The 15,951-nt window shown below is 61.8% G+C and carries 17 protein-coding genes; 5 read left to right on the top strand and 12 right to left on the bottom strand.

Annotated elements, in window-relative coordinates; genetic code table 11:
- Positions 1-58 precede the first annotated feature (58 nt).
- A complete protein-coding gene (locus O987_RS05645; RefSeq protein WP_051962117.1) occupies positions 59-1,252 on the top strand; it encodes an MFS transporter in 1,194 nt (397 codons plus the stop codon).
- Positions 1,253-1,358: 106 nt separating this feature from the next.
- On the opposite strand, the gene O987_RS05640 is transcribed toward O987_RS05645, so the two are convergent.
- From O987_RS05640 to O987_RS05605, 8 genes are all read right to left on the bottom strand, one after another.
- Positions 1,359-1,712: a recombinase family protein gene (locus O987_RS05640; RefSeq protein ID WP_003057881.1), complete on the bottom strand. Its 354-nt coding sequence runs from the start codon at positions 1,710-1,712 to the stop codon at positions 1,359-1,361.
- Positions 1,713-1,808: 96 nt separating this feature from the next.
- Positions 1,809-2,063: a molybdopterin converting factor subunit 1 gene (moaD, locus tag O987_RS05635; protein WP_043376124.1), complete on the bottom strand. Its 255-nt coding sequence runs from the start codon at positions 2,061-2,063 to the stop codon at positions 1,809-1,811.
- Between the two features lie 11 nt (positions 2,064-2,074).
- Complete coding sequence (gene glp, locus O987_RS05630; RefSeq protein WP_043371092.1) at positions 2,075-3,331, bottom strand: gephyrin-like molybdotransferase Glp; 1,257 nt, start codon at positions 3,329-3,331, stop codon at positions 2,075-2,077.
- A 14-nt stretch (positions 3,332-3,345) separates the two neighbouring features.
- Positions 3,346-3,888 carry a molybdopterin-guanine dinucleotide biosynthesis protein B gene (mobB, locus tag O987_RS05625; protein ID WP_043371090.1) on the bottom strand — a complete coding sequence of 181 codons (543 nt, stop codon included), beginning with the start codon at positions 3,886-3,888 and terminating at the stop codon, positions 3,346-3,348.
- A 128-nt stretch (positions 3,889-4,016) separates the two neighbouring features.
- Entirely contained in the window at positions 4,017-5,441 is a 1,425-nt protein-coding gene (thrC, locus tag O987_RS05620; RefSeq protein ID WP_043371088.1) for a threonine synthase, read from the bottom strand.
- Positions 5,442-5,596: 155 nt separating this feature from the next.
- On the bottom strand, positions 5,597-6,793 hold the full coding sequence (locus O987_RS05615) for a hypothetical protein (RefSeq protein ID WP_043371086.1): 1,197 nt from the start codon (positions 6,791-6,793) through the stop codon (positions 5,597-5,599).
- Positions 6,794-6,884: 91 nt separating this feature from the next.
- The gene (locus O987_RS05610; RefSeq protein ID WP_003057897.1) at positions 6,885-8,219 is read right to left on the bottom strand and encodes a homoserine dehydrogenase; all 1,335 of its coding nucleotides are present in this window, start codon (positions 8,217-8,219) and stop codon (positions 6,885-6,887) included.
- Between the two features lie 67 nt (positions 8,220-8,286).
- The gene (locus O987_RS05605; RefSeq protein ID WP_003057902.1) at positions 8,287-9,576 is read right to left on the bottom strand and encodes a pyridoxal phosphate-dependent aminotransferase; all 1,290 of its coding nucleotides are present in this window, start codon (positions 9,574-9,576) and stop codon (positions 8,287-8,289) included.
- Positions 9,577-9,742: 166 nt separating this feature from the next.
- Between O987_RS05605 and O987_RS05600 the strand changes: the two genes are divergently transcribed.
- The 4 genes from O987_RS05600 to O987_RS05585 all read left to right on the top strand — a co-directional run bounded on the left by O987_RS05600 (position 9,743) and on the right by O987_RS05585 (position 13,144).
- Complete coding sequence (locus tag O987_RS05600) at positions 9,743-10,111, top strand: Mth938-like domain-containing protein (RefSeq protein ID WP_003057904.1); 369 nt, start codon at positions 9,743-9,745, stop codon at positions 10,109-10,111.
- Between the two features lie 139 nt (positions 10,112-10,250).
- On the top strand, positions 10,251-10,739 hold the full coding sequence (locus tag O987_RS05595; RefSeq protein WP_003057908.1) for a peroxiredoxin: 489 nt from the start codon (positions 10,251-10,253) through the stop codon (positions 10,737-10,739).
- Positions 10,740-10,960: 221 nt separating this feature from the next.
- Entirely contained in the window at positions 10,961-12,739 is a 1,779-nt protein-coding gene (locus tag O987_RS05590; protein WP_043371085.1) for a PhoH family protein, read from the top strand.
- On the top strand, positions 12,740-13,144 hold the full coding sequence (locus O987_RS05585; protein WP_043371084.1) for a hypothetical protein: 405 nt from the start codon (positions 12,740-12,742) through the stop codon (positions 13,142-13,144).
- A 159-nt stretch (positions 13,145-13,303) separates the two neighbouring features.
- Here the strand turns inward: O987_RS05585 and dnaB are convergent, their stop codons facing one another.
- The 4 genes from dnaB to priB all read right to left on the bottom strand — a co-directional run bounded on the left by dnaB (position 13,304) and on the right by priB (position 15,942).
- Positions 13,304-14,737 (bottom strand): replicative DNA helicase, encoded by a 1,434-nt coding sequence (gene dnaB / locus O987_RS05580; RefSeq protein WP_003057916.1) that lies wholly within the window; start codon positions 14,735-14,737, stop codon positions 13,304-13,306.
- Positions 14,738-14,887: 150 nt separating this feature from the next.
- Positions 14,888-15,340, bottom strand: a complete 453-nt coding sequence (rplI, locus tag O987_RS05575) for a 50S ribosomal protein L9 (RefSeq protein ID WP_043371083.1) — start codon at positions 15,338-15,340, stop codon at positions 14,888-14,890.
- A gap of 11 nt (positions 15,341-15,351) precedes the next feature.
- Positions 15,352-15,633, bottom strand: coding sequence for a 30S ribosomal protein S18 (rpsR, locus tag O987_RS05570; RefSeq protein ID WP_003057920.1), 282 nt, complete (start codon positions 15,631-15,633; stop codon positions 15,352-15,354).
- 18 nt (positions 15,634-15,651) lie between these two features.
- On the bottom strand, positions 15,652-15,942 hold the full coding sequence (priB, locus tag O987_RS05565) for a primosomal replication protein N (RefSeq protein WP_003076580.1): 291 nt from the start codon (positions 15,940-15,942) through the stop codon (positions 15,652-15,654).
- Between the last annotated feature and the right edge of the window lie 9 nt (positions 15,943-15,951).

The raw sequence follows: 15,951 nt of genomic DNA, 5'->3' as shown, positions 1-15,951 counted from the left end.
AACGCAGAATACGCAAACGCAAAAAATTTGCTTTTATGGTAGCGGAGCCTGCTTTTCCATGTCCACATCCTCTGTATCCCAGACTGCGGTGTCCAGCACCCGCAATATGGCTGCTGTCGCCCTGACCCTGGCCAGCTTTCTGGCGGCCTCCAGCGCTCCCACGCCCTTGTATCGCCTCTACCAGCAGGCCTGGGGCTTTTCGTCGGGCATGCTGACCCTGATCTTCGCGGTCTACGCCTTCAGCCTGCTCGTCGCCCTGCTCACCATGGGCGCACTGTCCGATTACCTGGGCCGACGCCCCGTCATTCTTGCCGCCCTGGGGCTGGAGGCAGTTTCCATGCTGATGTTTGCCCATGCACAGGATGCGCAAGCCCTGCTCTGGTCTCGCGTGGTGCAGGGCTTTGCCACCGGCATGGCCAGTGCGGCCCTGGGCGCGGCCCTGCTCGATATGGACCGCGAACGCGGTGCGCTGATCAACACGCTGGCTCCCATGATCGGCATGGCAGCAGGAGTGTTCGGCGCCAACCAGTTGGCCAGCCAGGGCCATGACGGGCTGCACCAGATCTACTGGTGGCTGCTGCTGGTCTTTGCGGCATCGGCCTGGGCCATCGCCGTGATGCCTGAAACCGTCAGCCGCCGCAGCGGAGCCCTGGCCTCCATGCGCCCTCGCATCCGCCTTCCCGCGCATATCCGCCCGGCCTTCCTGCGCATGGCGCCGCTGGATATCGCCGCCTGGGCGCTGGCGGGCTTCTACCTGTCGCTAGGCCCCACCCTGCTGCGCGTGATCACCGGCTCCACCCTGATGGCAGGCCTGGCCGTGTGCATCAACACCCTGAGCGCCGCTGCGGCCATCTGGCTGCTGCGCCACTGGACGACCCAGCGCATGCTGCGCTTTGGCGGCTCGGTGCTGCCCCTGGGCATCGTGATACTGCTGCTGGGCGTGGCCAGCCACAGCCTGACGCTGATGGTGGCCGCCTCCATCATTGCCGGCGCGGGCTTTGGCGTGGGCTTTCAGGGCGCGCTGCGCAGCGTGCTGCCGCTGGCCGAGCCGCACGAACGCGGCGGCCTGCTGTCCACCATCTATGTGCTGAGCTATCTGGCCTTCAGCCTGCCCGCCATCGCCGCAGGACTGCTGACCCAGAGCCTGGGGCTGGTGCCCACCACCTATGGCTATGGCCTGATGCTGATTGTGCTGGGCTTGCTGGCACTGGCAGCCACAAGGCAGCAAGCAGTCGTGCGGCAGGCCACCTGAACCCCGAGCTGCCGCCTGCGCGCCGCGTGGCCTGACAGCCTCTCTGCTGTCCCATCAAAAAAGCCCTGCAGCAGACGCAGCACGGCTCGGGATCGGCCTGACGGCCTCAGGCCGGGGCCGACTCGGCGGCCTTCCAGTCCGCATAGCGGTTCAGAATGCGCTGCACCTGACCATGGGTCCACTCGCCGCCCTTGGCCGCCGCAATGCCCCGTGCATTGAGTTCGGCCGCCATGGCGCGGTGGGTCAGTCCTTGTTCCTGCAAAGCGGCAAACAGCGCTTCATGCTGTCTGGCAAAGGCATCGGCCGCCGATTTGCGCTTTTCCACCGTGGCGCGGATATTGGCCGCACCGGCCGTGCCAAGCTTGACACCGCGCTCACGCGCTTGGGCCAACGCCTTGCGGGTGCGGGCGCTGATCTCGGGATTGACTTCCGGCGTGGACGGGTCGGCGGTTTCGGTCATGTGATTAGAGATGGATATATGACTCAGGGGCTGACCCCGCAACCATGGCGGGAGCAGCACAGCAGCGGTGTCTGAGGCAACAGGCGGCAAGGCTCATCAGCCGCCCGTCACAGGCGGGAAGAACGCCACTTCGTCGCCATTGCTGAGCACGGCATCGGCATCACAGATATCCTGGTTCAGCGCCATGCGCACAGCCTTGCCAGCAGCCAGCGCCTGAGCAGCCGCATCGCCGCGGCTCATCAGTTGCTCGCGCAACGCTCCCACGGTGGCTGCCGGAGTCTGCAGGCTTTCGCTGCCTGTGCCCAGGGCCTCCCGAATCGAGGCGAAATATCGAATCGTAACGGTCTTCATCTCCAACTCCATCAGCCCATGAGTTCGGCAAACGGGATAAAGCGCACGCTGTCTCCCATGGCAATCGTGCTGCCTGCGGGATTGTCCACCACGCCATCGCCCCAGGCCGTGGAAGTCAGCACCCCCGAGCTCTGGTTTCTGAACAACTCCAGCCCCCCACGCTCGTTGTAGCGCACCCGCAGAAACTCTCTGCGCTTGTCGCCCTTTGGCCACTCGAAATCGGCGCGCGCCTCTATGGCTCGCGGCAGCACGTTCTCCACGCCCTGCAGACGCAGCAGGAAGGGGCGCACCAGCACCTGGAAGGTGACAAAACTGGAGACCGGGTTGCCAGGCAGCCCGATGAAATGCGCAAAGCCCGTGCCGGACTCGCGATTGACGCGGCCATAGGCAAAAGGCTTGCCAGGCTTGATGCTGATCTGCCAGAGATCCAGCTGCCCCAGCTCCTGCACGGCAGGCTTGATATGGTCTTCCTCGCCCACGGAGACGCCGCCGCTGGTGACGATCACATCGTGGTCCATGGCGGCATCGGCCAGTGCGGCAATCGTGGCCTCGCGGTCGTCGGGAACAATGCCCAGATCCGTCACCTCGCAGCCCATGCGCAACAGCAATGCACGCAAGAAGAAGCGGTTGCTGTTGTAGATGCTGCCCGCAGGCATGTCCTGCGGAGCGACGGTGCCGGGCATGACCAGTTCATCGCCGGTGGAGAACAAGGCCACACGCGGCTTGCGTGCCACCTGCAGGCGGGCAAAGCCCATGCTGGCGGCCAGACCCAGGTGGGCCGGCGTGAGGCGCGTGCCGGCCTCGATCACGGTCGCTCCCTGCGTGATGTCCTCGCCCGCGCGGCGAATCCACTGCCCGGCACGGGGCTCGGCCTTGATGCGCACGCGGCCGTCTTCGAGCAGCTCGCAGTCTTCCTGCATGACGATGGCATCGGCCCCGGCCGGCACGGGCGCGCCCGTGAAGATGCGGGCGACGGAGCCTGCAGCCAGGGCCTCAGGCGAGGTGCCGGCGGGAATGCGCTGCGACACCGGCAGCACCGCCATGCCGCCCGCGCATTCAGCGGCGCGCACTGCATAGCCATCCATGGCCGAGTTATCCTGAGGCGGCACCTGCAGCGGCGAGACGGCTGCCTGCAGCAGCACGCGGCCATCGGCATCAAAGGTGTCCACCAGCTGTGCGCCGGCCTGGGGCCGGGCATGGGCCAGCAGCTCCTGCAGGGCTTCATCCAGAGGCTTGAGCGGCTTGCGGGGCGTCTGTGGTGCTTGCATTGCTGTGTCTTTCCTTAGTTCTTGTATTGCAGAGAATCCGAATGTGCAAGCAGCCATTGCAGCACAAGCCGGGGCTGGTTCAGGTCCAGCACGGGCTGGACCGGCGTTTGCGGCAGATCCCGGGCTGCATCGGTGGCCACGGCCAGCACCCGAGGGTCGTGCGCAAACAGCGGCTCCAGGCTCTTGCCCTTGTCCAGCCTGTCCTGCTGCAACCGCCAGACCTCGATCTTGGGCAGCTCGCCGTGCTTGAAGCCTTCGACCAGCACCCAATCCACGCTGGGGTCCAGCTGCGCCAGCATGTCGTGCACGCTGGGCTGCGCAGGCTGCTCGTATTCGCGCATCAGCGCCATGCGCCTGTCGGACGCGAGCAGCACCTCGTAGGCTCCTGCCTTGCGGTGGCGCCAGCTGTCCTTGCCTTCGCGATCCACATCAAAGTCATGGTGGGCATGCTTGATGACCGAGACCCGCAGCCCGCGCTGCCTCATCAGCATCACCAGCGCCTCGACCAGGGCCGTCTTGCCCGCGCCCGAATATCCGGCAAAGCCTATGACCTTCATCTTGATTTCAATATAATTTTGATAGCTACTAACGCTTGATGAATAAGCGAATAGCGACTATTTTATTCAAAGAAAAAAGCACCTGTCGCCAAGCCACAGGTGCTTTTCAAGCTTAACGCCGCAAGGCTTTATTTGCAGTTTTCGGCAATAAAGGCCTTGACCTGGTCCACGTCGGAGGCCATGACGACCACACGCTTGGGCAGGTCTTCGATGCCGTTGAACTTGGCGGGACGGTCGGGCTGGCGGCCCAATGCTTCTTCGATCGTTGCCGCAAACTTGATGGGCAGAGCGGTTTCCAGCACCAGCATGGGCTCGGCACCCAGATGCTCGCGCGCCACCTTCACGCCGTCGGCGGTATGGGTGTCGATCATCTGACCAAAGCGCTCGAAAGTGTCCTTGATGGTGGCCAGACGGTCGGCATGGGTGCTCTTGCCGCTCACAAAACCATACTTGCCAGCCGCATCCTTGAAGGCGGGATCTGTGCTCAGATCGAACTTGCCCGCCTTGGCCACGCCTTCGGCGAACAGCTGCCGGGTGCGCACGCCGTCGCGGCCCACCAGGTCGAACACAAAGCGCTCGAAATTGCTGGCCTTGGAGATGTCCATCGAGGGGCTCGATGTCTCGTAGGTATTGGCCGAGCCTCGCACTTGGTAGACGCCGGTGCGGAAGAACTCGTCCAGCACATCGTTTTCGTTGGTGGCCACCACCAGCTTGGCGATCGGCAGGCCCATCTGGCGCGCCACATGGCCTGCGCAGATATTGCCGAAGTTGCCGGAAGGCACGGTGAAGCTGACCTTCTGGTCATTGGAGCGGGTGGCCTGCAGATAGCCGGCAAAGTAGTAGACCACCTGGGCCAGCAGACGTGCCCAGTTGATGGAGTTGACCGTACCGATCTTGTACTGGGCCTTGAAGGCGTGGTCGTTGGAGACGGCCTTGACGATGTCCTGGCAGTCGTCGAACACACCTTCGATGGCGATGTTGTGAATGTTCTCGTCCTGCAGGCTGAACATCTGCGCCTGCTGGAAGGGGCTCATGCGGCCGTGGGGGCTGGTCATGAAGACGCGCACGCCCTTCTTGCCGCGCATGGCGTACTCGGCCGCGCTGCCGGTGTCCCCGCTGGTGGCACCCAGGATATTCAGCTCCTCGTTGCGGCGGGCCAGTTCGTACTCGAACAGATTGCCCAGCAGCTGCATGGCCATGTCCTTGAAGGCCAGCGTGGGGCCGTTGGACAGGGCTTCGATGTGCAGCACGCCGTCAAGCTGGCGCACGGGCACGATGGCGTCGCTGCCAAAGACTTCCTTGGTATAGGTCTTGGCACACAGGGCGCGAAGATCTTCGGCCGGAATGTCGTCAATGTAGAGCGACAGAATCTCGAAGGCCAGGGCCGCATAGCCCTTGGTGGCCAGCGTCTCGCGCAGCTGGCTCAGCTTGGCATCGTCGATCCGGGGATACTCGACGGGCAGGTACAGGCCGCCATCGGGAGCCAGACCTTCGAGCAAAATGTCGCAAAAACGCTTGCGGTCAGCATGGCCGCGGGTGGACAGATACAGCATCTCAAACTCGCCAAAAACTAAAATTCGGAACCAGCAGCCAAACGGACAGAAGTCGTGCCGCCAAGCTAGTCATTATCGGTCAGCAAGCCCGATGTGACTGCGCGCGAATGCAGAGACCGGCCAACGCCATTGCCTCATATCGCGCCGACGGGGACTCAGGGTTGGAAATAGCGCTGCGCCCCCGGCTTGATATAGGGCTTCAGTTCCTTGAACGGGACACTGACGCCGCTGCCCAGGCACACTCCCATGGCATGGCCTATGCCTGAAATCACAAAACTCATCTTGTCGGGCTTGTCGAACATCAGCGCCATGTACTGAGGCAGGAGCTCGGTGCACTCCTTGTCATCCTCGGAATACCGGCTCACTGCCTTGCTCAGAAAACGTGACAGCCGATCACCGTATTCCAGCTTGTACTCGCCATATTTCACGTCCTTGAGCAGGCGGGTGAAGTCCATATAGCCGCCCCGCAGCAAATCCAGCACAAAGGGGTCGTAATGATTGTTGGGGTGCGCGCCGCCGCAACCGGTTGAACCGGACTCCACCACACTCATCAAGGCGCTTGAGAGGTACGTCACCTTGATCGACTCGTTATTGAAGTCCCCCAGTGAGCCTGCCGCCGGGCCAGCGTTCTGGTAGATCGAGCCCACACAGGCCAGCGCCTCCAGACTCATGCCCCAGTGGCGCTGCTCCAGAACGGTATTGGTCTGCGCCAGAATTTTGGCATCCGGATGGCGCGTGAGGCGCGGATACCAGAACTGGGTACGCGCGTCGCGCACCGGCCTCCAGGCCAGCATGGGGCTGACCACCACTTCCTTGCCCTGCTCCAGCTTTTGCTCGGCCACTTTCAGATAGTCGTAGGGCGTGGCCTGCGCCGAGATGGCAACGCCCGATGCAATACCGCTGTCCGCACCTTGCACAATCGCCAACGTCACGGCCTCCACACCGAATGGCGCTATCTTTTCAGGGTCGTACTGCGCAATATGGGTAAGGGCTAGCGGCAGTTTTTTGCCATGAATATCATCCACCCATTCACCTGCCAAAGCATTGCCTTGCTGGCGCAGCTGCCAAACGATGCGGCGCTGTTGGGAGTCGGTCAACACGGGAGGCTCGCCGCCGCTTTCACGCGCCCAGTCGTTATTCAAAGGACGCGCCTCAGACAGCGCATTCAGCGCGCCCCGCAGCGGAATATCCACTCCATGCCGCAGATAGAAATAGCGCCCCTGGCGTTCACCATCCTCACCCGGCTTGCCCAGCTCCATCACCACCGCCGAGCCGCCCAGCGTGCCACGATAGACATCGACGGGCGCCGCTTGCGCACCCGCTGCCACCAAAAGCAAAAAGGCTGGCGCCATAGGGCGCCAGCCTTTGAAGGAGTTTGCAATACCGACACCGCACTGAACAGGGAATAAACCGCTTTGAGTGCGACGGTACATGCTCAAGTCCTTAGTTCAGCTCTTCCTTGCGGATGCGGGTGATGGGAGCCAGCACCGTGGGCAGACCCTGGATTTCGGCCAGCGCCTTGTCCATATCCCCTTCGCGCGTGTCGTGCGTGAGGATGATCAGGTCGGTCTGGGTCGAGCCTTCGCCGCCCACTTCGTCGGCCTCGCGCTGCAGCACCGCATCGATGCTGATGCCGGCACCGGCCAGCAAGCCGGTGATCTTGGCCAGCACTCCGGCTTCGTCAGCCACGCGGATGCGCAGGTAGTAGCTGGTCACGACCTCGGCCATGGGCAGCACGGGCAGCTCGCTGCCGGCGGCAGCCAGGCTGCTGCTCTGGAAGGCCAGCGCAGGCACGCGGTGGGCAGGATCGGAGCCGTCCATGCGGGCGATATCCACTAGGTCGGCCACCACGGCGGAGGCGGTGGGCTCGGACCCGGCGCCCTTGCCGTAGTACAGCGTGGTGCCCACGGCATCGCCGTTCACCACCACGGCGTTCATCGCGCCTTCCACATTGGCAATCAAACGCTTGGAAGGCACCAGCGAGGGGTGCACGCGCAGCTCGATGCCCTTGTCCGTGCGCTTGGTGATGCCCAGCAGCTTGATGCGGTAGCCCAGTTGCTCGGCGTAACGGATATCGACGCCGGCCAGCTTGGTGATGCCTTCCACATAGGCCTTGTCGAACTGCACGGGAATGCCGAAGGCAATCGCGCTCATCAGCGTGGCCTTGTGGGCAGCGTCCACACCCTCGATGTCGAAGGTGGGGTCGGCTTCGGCGTAGCCCAGACGCTGTGCTTCCTTGAGCACCACGTCGAAGTCCAGGCCCTTGTCGCGCATTTCGGACAGGATGAAGTTGGTCGTACCGTTGATGATGCCGGCCACCCACTGGATGGAGTTGGCGGTCAGGCCTTCACGCAGGGCCTTGATGATGGGAATGCCACCGGCCACGGCGGCTTCATAGGCCACCATCACGCCCTTCTCGGCCGCAGCCTTGAAGATTTCCGTGCCGTGCACGGCCAGCAGGGCCTTGTTGGCGGTCACCACATGCTTGCCGGCCGCGATGGCTTCCAGCACCAGGGCCTTGGCAATGCCGTAGCCGCCGATCAGCTCGACCACCACATCGATATCGGGGTTGGCGATGACTTCACGCGCGTCGCCGACCACCTTGACCTTGTCACCCACCACGCTCCTGGCGCGTTCGGTATCCAAGTCGGCGACCATGGTAATTTCAATGCCGCGACCCGCACGACGGCGAATCTCGTCTTGATTGCGTTCCAGCACATTGAAAGTACCGCTGCCTACGGTGCCAATGCCCAACAGGCCTACTTGGATGGGTTTCATAAGTTCTAAGGTCAAAAAAGCGCTGAGCGCTTGAAAATCAAGCGCCACCAGCTATCAAAAAGATAAGTTACGCGGCTTTCTCAGCCTTGGCAGGCTTGAGTGCCTTTTCTGCCGGCACTGCCTTGGGCTTGTCCGTGCCATGGCGCTTGCGGTACTTCTCGAGGAAGGCTGCCAGCCGGTTGATGGCCTCGCGCAGATCTGCCTCATGCGGCAGGAACACGATGCGGAAGTGGTCAGGCTCGGGCCAGTTGAAACCCGTGCCCTGCACCAGCATGACCTTGGTTTCCTGCAGCACTTCGAGGAAGAACTCCTGGTCGTCCTGGATCGGATAGACGGCGGGATCCAGGCGCGGGAACATGTACAGCGCGCCCTGAGGCTTGACGCAGCTCACGCCGGGAATGGCGTTGATCAGCTCCCAGGCCAGATCGCGCTGCACGCGCAGTCGACCGCCCTCCTGCACCAGAGCATCGATGCTCTGATGACCGCCCAGTGCCGTCTGCACCGCCCATTGGCCGGGCACATTGGCGCACAGGCGCATATTGGAGAGCATGTTCAGGCCCTCGATGTAATCCTTGGCGGGCTTTTTGTCGCCCGAGATCACCATCCATCCGGCACGGTAGCCGCACGAGCGATAGGCCTTGGAGAGGGAATTGAAGGTGATGGTCAGCACATCGATGGACAGGCTGCCCAGCGGCGTGTGCTTGGCATCCTCGTACAGCACCTTGTCGTAGACCTCGTCCGCAAAGATGACCAGGCCATGCTCGCGCGCCAGCTCCACGATCTGCAGCAGCAGCTCCCTGGAGTAAAGCGCACCCGTGGGGTTGTTGGGGTTGATGACGACGATGCCCTTGGTGCGCGGCGTGATCTTGGCGCGGATGTCGTCCATATTGGGCATCCAGCCATTGGACTCATCGCACATGTAATGCACGGGCGTGCCGCCGGACAGGCTGGTGGCAGCCGTCCACAGCGGATAGTCGGGCGCAGGCAGCAGCATCTCGTCGCCGTTGTCCAGCAGCGCGTTGGTGGCCAGGCTGATCAGCTCCGAAGCACCGTTGCCCAGATAGATATCGTCCAGTGTCACGCCCTTGATGCCCTGACGCTGGGTTTCGTGCATCACGGCCTTGCGCGCCGCGAAGATGCCCTTGCTGTCGGAGTAGCCTGCCGAGTTGGGAAGGTTGCGGATCATGTCCTGCTGCACTTCCTCGGGAGCATCGAAGCCGAACACGGCCAGATTGCCGATGTTGAGCTTGATGATCTTCTGGCCGTCGTCCTCCATCTTCTTCGCCGCGTCCATGATCGGCCCGCGGATGTCGTAACAGACGTTTGCTAATTTGGCGGATTTTTGAACGGTTTTCATGCGAATCAATACAAAAGGATTTCAGGCACGCCAGGGCGTATTAAATGCCATGGTGAAACCTATAATTTAAGCACAGTTCCGCGCTGCAGCAATGTCCCCACCCTCTCTGTATGGAGACAGCAGCCATCGCACCCGTCCAGCGCACCGATTACGCACACTCTCCATCATGAAATTTCATGCAGACAAATCCGATGCGCAAACCATCACAGGCTATGGCCCGGGCTGGATCGCCGTTGACAAGCAAAACCATGAAACCAGTCTGCTGGTCGGAGCCCGCGGCCTGCTGACCGAGTGGAACTGCACCCGCTTCGAAGACCTGACGGCCGAGCATTTCGAGGAACTTGCCAAGCTGGATGCGGAAGTCGTGCTCTTCGGCAGCGGCAGCAAGAACCGTTTTCCGCCTGTGGCCTGGCTCAAGCCGCTGATCGCCAAACGCATTGGCCTGGAGAGCATGGACACCGCATCGGCCTGCCGCACCTATAACGTTCTGGCCAGCGAAGGCCGCAACGTGGTCGCAGCCCTGCTGCTAGCATAGACTTCTGAGCTTACATTGAGAGAAATACGTATTTCAGGGTAAAATCGCAGGTTGCGGTTGGGGGCGATCGATTGATAAAAACAAAAATACCACCGACGCCCTCGGCATTTCAACGAACACACCCGAGAGATACAAGCGCATGGCGATCGTTGTCAACAAACCACTCCCAGAATTTGAAGCCAACGCCACCGGCGGCGTCAAGGTGTCCAACACCTCGCACAACGGCCAGATTCTGATCCTGTATTTCTACCCCAAGGACAACACGCCGGGTTGTACCACGGAAGCAATGCAATTCCGCGATAAGTACAAGGATTTCGTGAAGGCTGGCGCCACCGTGTTCGGCGTGTCGCGCGACAACATGAACTCGCACAACGACTTCAAGGAAAAGCTGGAACTGCCGTTCGAGCTGATTGCCGACACTGAAGAGAAGATGTGCCACATGTTTGGCGTGGTCAAGAACAAGATCATGTACGGCAAGAAGGTCAAGGGCATCGAGCGCTCCACCTTCCTGATCGGCGCCGACGGCATCCTGATGCAGGAATGGCGCGGTCTGAAGGTTCCCGGCCACGTGGACGAAGTGCTCAAGGCCGTCAAAAGCCTGAAGACTCAGGACAAGAAGGTGGCCTGAGCCCCGCCGGGACTGAAAACCTTGCAATTATCTACACGCAAAGTATTTCAAAGTCTTTAAACAAGGCAAAACAGGAAATACTGCGTTCAGGCCCTCGCGGCCTATGCATAATGGGGCATGCCTCAGTGCTACGCAGTATTCTCTGTTCACCCCACCAAAGCCGCCTCGGTTTCCAGGCGGCTTTGTGCTTTTTGAATCTTGTTGAGAACGGTTCGTCCACTATGCCCCTGCCCCCCGCACCCGGCCACCGCGCCGCAAAGCTCCCCGCAGAAGCCTTTTCGTCCATCCGCAAGTCTGCCAGGCAGACTGCAGAGCTTGACGAGGATCTGAACCCCTCCACCGGAGCAGCCCTGAGCGCAGCTCCAGAGACCGCTCCCGCAGCCACCAGGCCGCGCCGCAGCAACAGCAAGCCCGCCACCTCGACCACTGCAACCGCCAAGCCGCGCAAGACCGCCACAACGACTGCTGCTGCAACACCCACTGCCGCAGCTTCGGCTGGCGCAGCTTCGGCTGCCGCCGCAAAGACAGGGCCAGCCGCCGCAGCATCCGCCAAACCCGCCGACGCGGCTGCCAAGCCCGCCCGCCGCGCCCGCAATACGCGCACCGGCCCGACCACACTGTTCGTGCTGGACACCAATGTGCTGCTGCACGACCCCAGCAGCCTGTTCCGCTTCGAGGAACACGACATCTTCCTGCCCATGGTCGTGCTGGAAGAGCTGGACAATCACAAGAAGGGCATGACCGAAGTGGCGCGCAACGGCCGCCAGGTCAGCCGCACGCTGGACTCCCTGGTTGCCTCCCAGCCCGCAGATGGCCTCGAAAAAGGCCTGCCGCTCAATGCCACGGGCCAGCGCAGCGCCACCGGCACGCTGTACTTCCAGACCAATCCCCTGGATGCATCCCTGCCCGACAGCTTGCCCCAGGGCAAGGCCGACAACCAGATTCTGGGCGTGGTCGCGGCCTTGCGCGAGCAGCACAAGGACCGCGAAGTGGTGCTGGTGTCCAAGGACATCAATATGCGCGTCAAGGCGCGCGCACTGGGCCTGGCTGCCGAGGACTACCAGAACGACAAGGTGCTGGAAGACGGCGATCTGCTGTATTCGGGCGCCCTCGCCCTGCCGCACGACTTCTGGACCAAGGCCGGCAAGAATGTGGAGAGCTGGCAGGAAGGCGCCATCACCTACTACCGCGTCAGCGGCGTCATCGTCGACCAGCTGATGATCAACCAGTTCGTCTACTACGAGGCACCGGGCGAGCCCAGCCTCTACATGCGCGTGACCGAGATCCGCGACAAGACGGCCGTGCTCAAGACGCTGCGCGACTTCGGCAATCCGAAGAATGCCGTCTGGGGCGTCTCCACACGCAATCGCGAGCAGAACTTCGCGATGAACCTGCTGGTCAACCCCGAAGTCGACTTTGTCACGCTGACCGGTACGGCAGGCACCGGCAAGACCCTGCTGGCCCTGGCCGCCGGCCTGGCCCAGGTGCTGGACGAGCGCCGCTATACCGAGATCATCATGACGCGCGCCACGGTGAGCGTGGGCGAGGATATCGGCTTCCTGCCCGGCACCGAAGAGGAAAAAATGGGTCCCTGGATGGGTGCCCTGGACGACAACCTGGAGTTCCTGGCCAAGGGCGACGGCGGCAATGCCGGCGAATGGGGGCGCGCCGCCACCAATGAACTGATCCGCAGCCGCATCAAGATCAAGAGCATGAACTTCATGCGCGGTCGCACCTTCCTGAACAAATACGTCATCATCGACGAGGCCCAGAATCTGACGCCCAAACAGATGAAGACCCTGATCACCCGTGCCGGCCCCGGCACCAAGATCATCTGCATGGGCAATCTGGCCCAGATCGACACCCCCTACCTGACCGAAGGCAGCTCGGGCCTGACCTATGTGGTGGACCGCTTCAAGGGCTGGCCCCACAGCGGCCACATCACCCTGGCGCGCGGCGAACGCTCGCGCCTGGCGGACTTCGCCAGCGAGGTGCTGTAAGTGACCAGCTGGATCGCGGCGCTCAAGCTCGTGCCCTGGGGCGAGGTCATCAAGGCCACGCCCCAGGTGGTGAAGGCTGCCCAGGGCATGCTCAAGAAGAAAGAGGCCCAGGCCGAAGCGCGCGAGCAGGATGCCAGCGCGGACGGCGCCAGGCAGCGCATTTCGCCACCGGCTTCCGCCGGCGAGCAGGCGCTGCTGCTGATCCAGCGGCAGGAAGAGCGCATCGCCCAGCTGGAGCAGTCGCAGCGCCAGTCGCTGGAGATCATCGAGAAGCTGGCCCAGCAAAATGCCCAGATCGTCGCGACCGTGGGGGCGCTGCGCATAGGCGCACAGCGCCTGGCCTGGGCCTGTGGCGTGCTGGGACTGTGCATGATCGGTCTTGGCATCTACCTGTTCAGCCGCTAGCGCCGCAGCCACTCAAAAACAAAGCCCGCAAGGCCTGTGCCTTGCGGGCTTTTCTTATGTCCACATTCAATTTGATAGCTGCTAGCACCCGTTATTCATAGATTTAATACTCATAGAGTTCTGAAATCCATAAACCACAGGCGCTGGAAGCTATGCTTTTTAGTATTCATCCGTGCCGTAGCCTTGTGCCAGATTCTCGAAACGCGTCTGGTTCTTCTGGAAGAAGAGCTTCACCGTCCCCGTCGGCCCGTTACGCTGCTTACCGATGATGACCTCGGCAATATTGGGCTCCTTGCTCTCTTTGTTGTAGTAGTCGTCGCGGTAGATGAACATGATGATGTCCGCGTCCTGCTCGATGGCGCCTGATTCACGCAGGTCGGACATCATGGGGCGCTTGTCGGTACGCTGCTCCACCGAGCGGTTGAGCTGGGACAGCGCAATCACCGGGCATTGCAGCTCCTTGGCCAGCATCTTCAAGCCCCGCGAGATCTCGCCCAGCTCGGTCGCGCGATTGTCGGAACTGGCGGCCGATCCAGAGCCGCTCATCAGCTGCAGGTAGTCGACCACGATCAGGCCCAGCTTGCCGCACTGGCGCGCCAGACGACGTGCATTGGCACGCAGCTCGGTCGGGGACAGGCCTGGAGTTTCGTCGATATGCAGCGACACCGTGCGCAGGCGCTCGATGGCCTCGGTCAGACGCGGCCACTCGTCGTCGCTGAGCTTGCCGGTACGCAGATTGCCCTGGTTGACGCGGCCGATGGAGCCGACGATACGAACCGCCAGCTGCGCCGCGCCCATTTCCATGGAGAAGATGGCGACCGGCAAACCCTCGTTGAGTGCCACATGCTCGGCAATATTCACGGCAAACGAGGTCTTGCCCATGGAGGGACGCGCCGCCAGCACCACCATGTCGCCGGCCTGCAGACCCGAGGTCATGCGATCCAGATCGACAAAGCCCGTGGGGACGCCGGTCACATCCATGGGGTTGTCGGCCATCTCCTGGACCCGGTCCAGCAGATCCACCACCAACGTATCCAGCGACTGGAAGCCCTGCTTGTTGCGAGCGCCCTCCTCGCCGATCGCCATGATCTTCTGCTCGGCCTCGTCGAGGATGCGCTCCACGGTCTTGCCCTGAGGATTGAAGGCATTGGTCGCGATGTCGTCGCTGGCCGTGACCAGCTTGCGCAAGATGGCGCGCTCACGCACGATTTCCGCATAGCGGCGGATATTGCTGGCACTGGGCACATATTGCGCCAACTGGTTCAGGTACATCAGGCCGCCGACTTCCTCGGCCTTGCCCATGCCCTGCAGATGCTCGTAGACCGTGATCACGTCGGCCGGCTTGCTGGCATTGATCAGCTTGCCTATGGCTTCGAAGATCAGCTTGTGCTCGTGCCGATAGAAGTCGCCGTCGCTCAGCAGGTCGCCCACGCGCTCCCAGGCATTGTTGTCCAGCAGCAGACCACCGAGCACCGAAGATTCCGACTCCATGGAGTGCGGCGGCACACGCAGTTGCGCCACCTGCTGGTCTGCAGGCGGAACCGGGGCGAATGCATCATCTTGCAGATCAAGCGGGGGCATTACTGACGACATGAGACTCCTAGAGACAAGTCCTCCATCGTAGCGGGAGGCGGTGGCAACGTCACGGCAGGCGACGAGAAAAACGCCGGCGAGACAAACAATTACCGGAAAACAAAAAACCGCCCGAAGGCGGCTTTTTGCCAATTCAGAACAGAGCCTGAATTAGGAGTGGTCGCCGTGCACGGAGACAGCCACTTCTGCAGCCACGTCGGTGTGCAGAGCCACCACCACAGTGGCGTCGCCAACGGTCTTGATGGGGCCGTTGGGCATGCGCACTTGCGACTTGTTCACTGCGAAACCGGCCTTGACCAGTTCTTCAGCGATGTCGGCGTTGGTGATGGAGCCGAACAGACGACCGTCAACGCCGGCCTTCTGAGTGATCTTCACGTTGGCGCCGTTCAGCTTTTCGCTCAGTTCTTGAGCGGCAGCCAGCTTCTCGGCAGCAGCCTTTTCCAGCTCAGCGCGCTTGGCTTCGAATTCAGCCTTGGCAGCAGCTGTTGCACGACGTGCAGCGCCGGAGGGGATCAGGAAGTTACGAGCGTAACCGTCCTTGACCTTGACGATATCGCCCAGGTTACCCAGGTTCACAACCTTTTCGAGCAGAATGATTTGCATTGTCGTGCTCCTTAGATCTTGTGCTGGTCAGAGTAGGGCAGCATAGCCAGGAAGCGAGCGCGCTTGATGGCTGTGTTCAGCTGACGCTGATAGATGGCGCGCGTGCCGGTCAGGCGTGCGGGCACAATCTTGCCGTTTTCGGCGATGAAGTCACGCAGGGTGTCGACATCCTTGTAGTCGATTTCTTCGACGCCGGCGACTGTGAAGCGGCAGAAACGCTTGCGCTTGAACAGCAGCGACTGGGTGTTGCGCTTAGGACGCTTGTCCTTGTTGAATTTCTTGAACGTGGCCATTGCTGGACCTCTTGAAAATTAATTTTGTTGAATATCCTGAATGTGTAAAACCAGCATCTTGCTATTGCGCGGCGTGGCCAGAAAACCTTGAAAGGTCCATTGGCTACCGGGTGCTTGGCGGGCCAGCTTTTCAGCCAGGGCGCCAAAGGCAACAGCCTTGACAGATGCATTCACGTTGCGCGCACTGCCCAGCTCTTGTTGCTGCGAACTGTGTTCAATTCGCAAATCCAGGGCAGGCAATCCGGCGGGCGTGTAGCGCAAAGCAGCTTGCTCTGCGAGAAGGCCCGTCAATACAACGCGGTTTTCCACTCCTTCAGT

This window comes from Comamonas testosteroni TK102 (genome assembly GCF_000739375.1).
Classification (GTDB): domain Bacteria; phylum Pseudomonadota; class Gammaproteobacteria; order Burkholderiales; family Burkholderiaceae_C; genus Comamonas; species Comamonas brasiliensis.
Note: the sequence above shows the minus strand (reverse complement) of the source record. Positions and strands in the feature narration are given on the sequence as shown.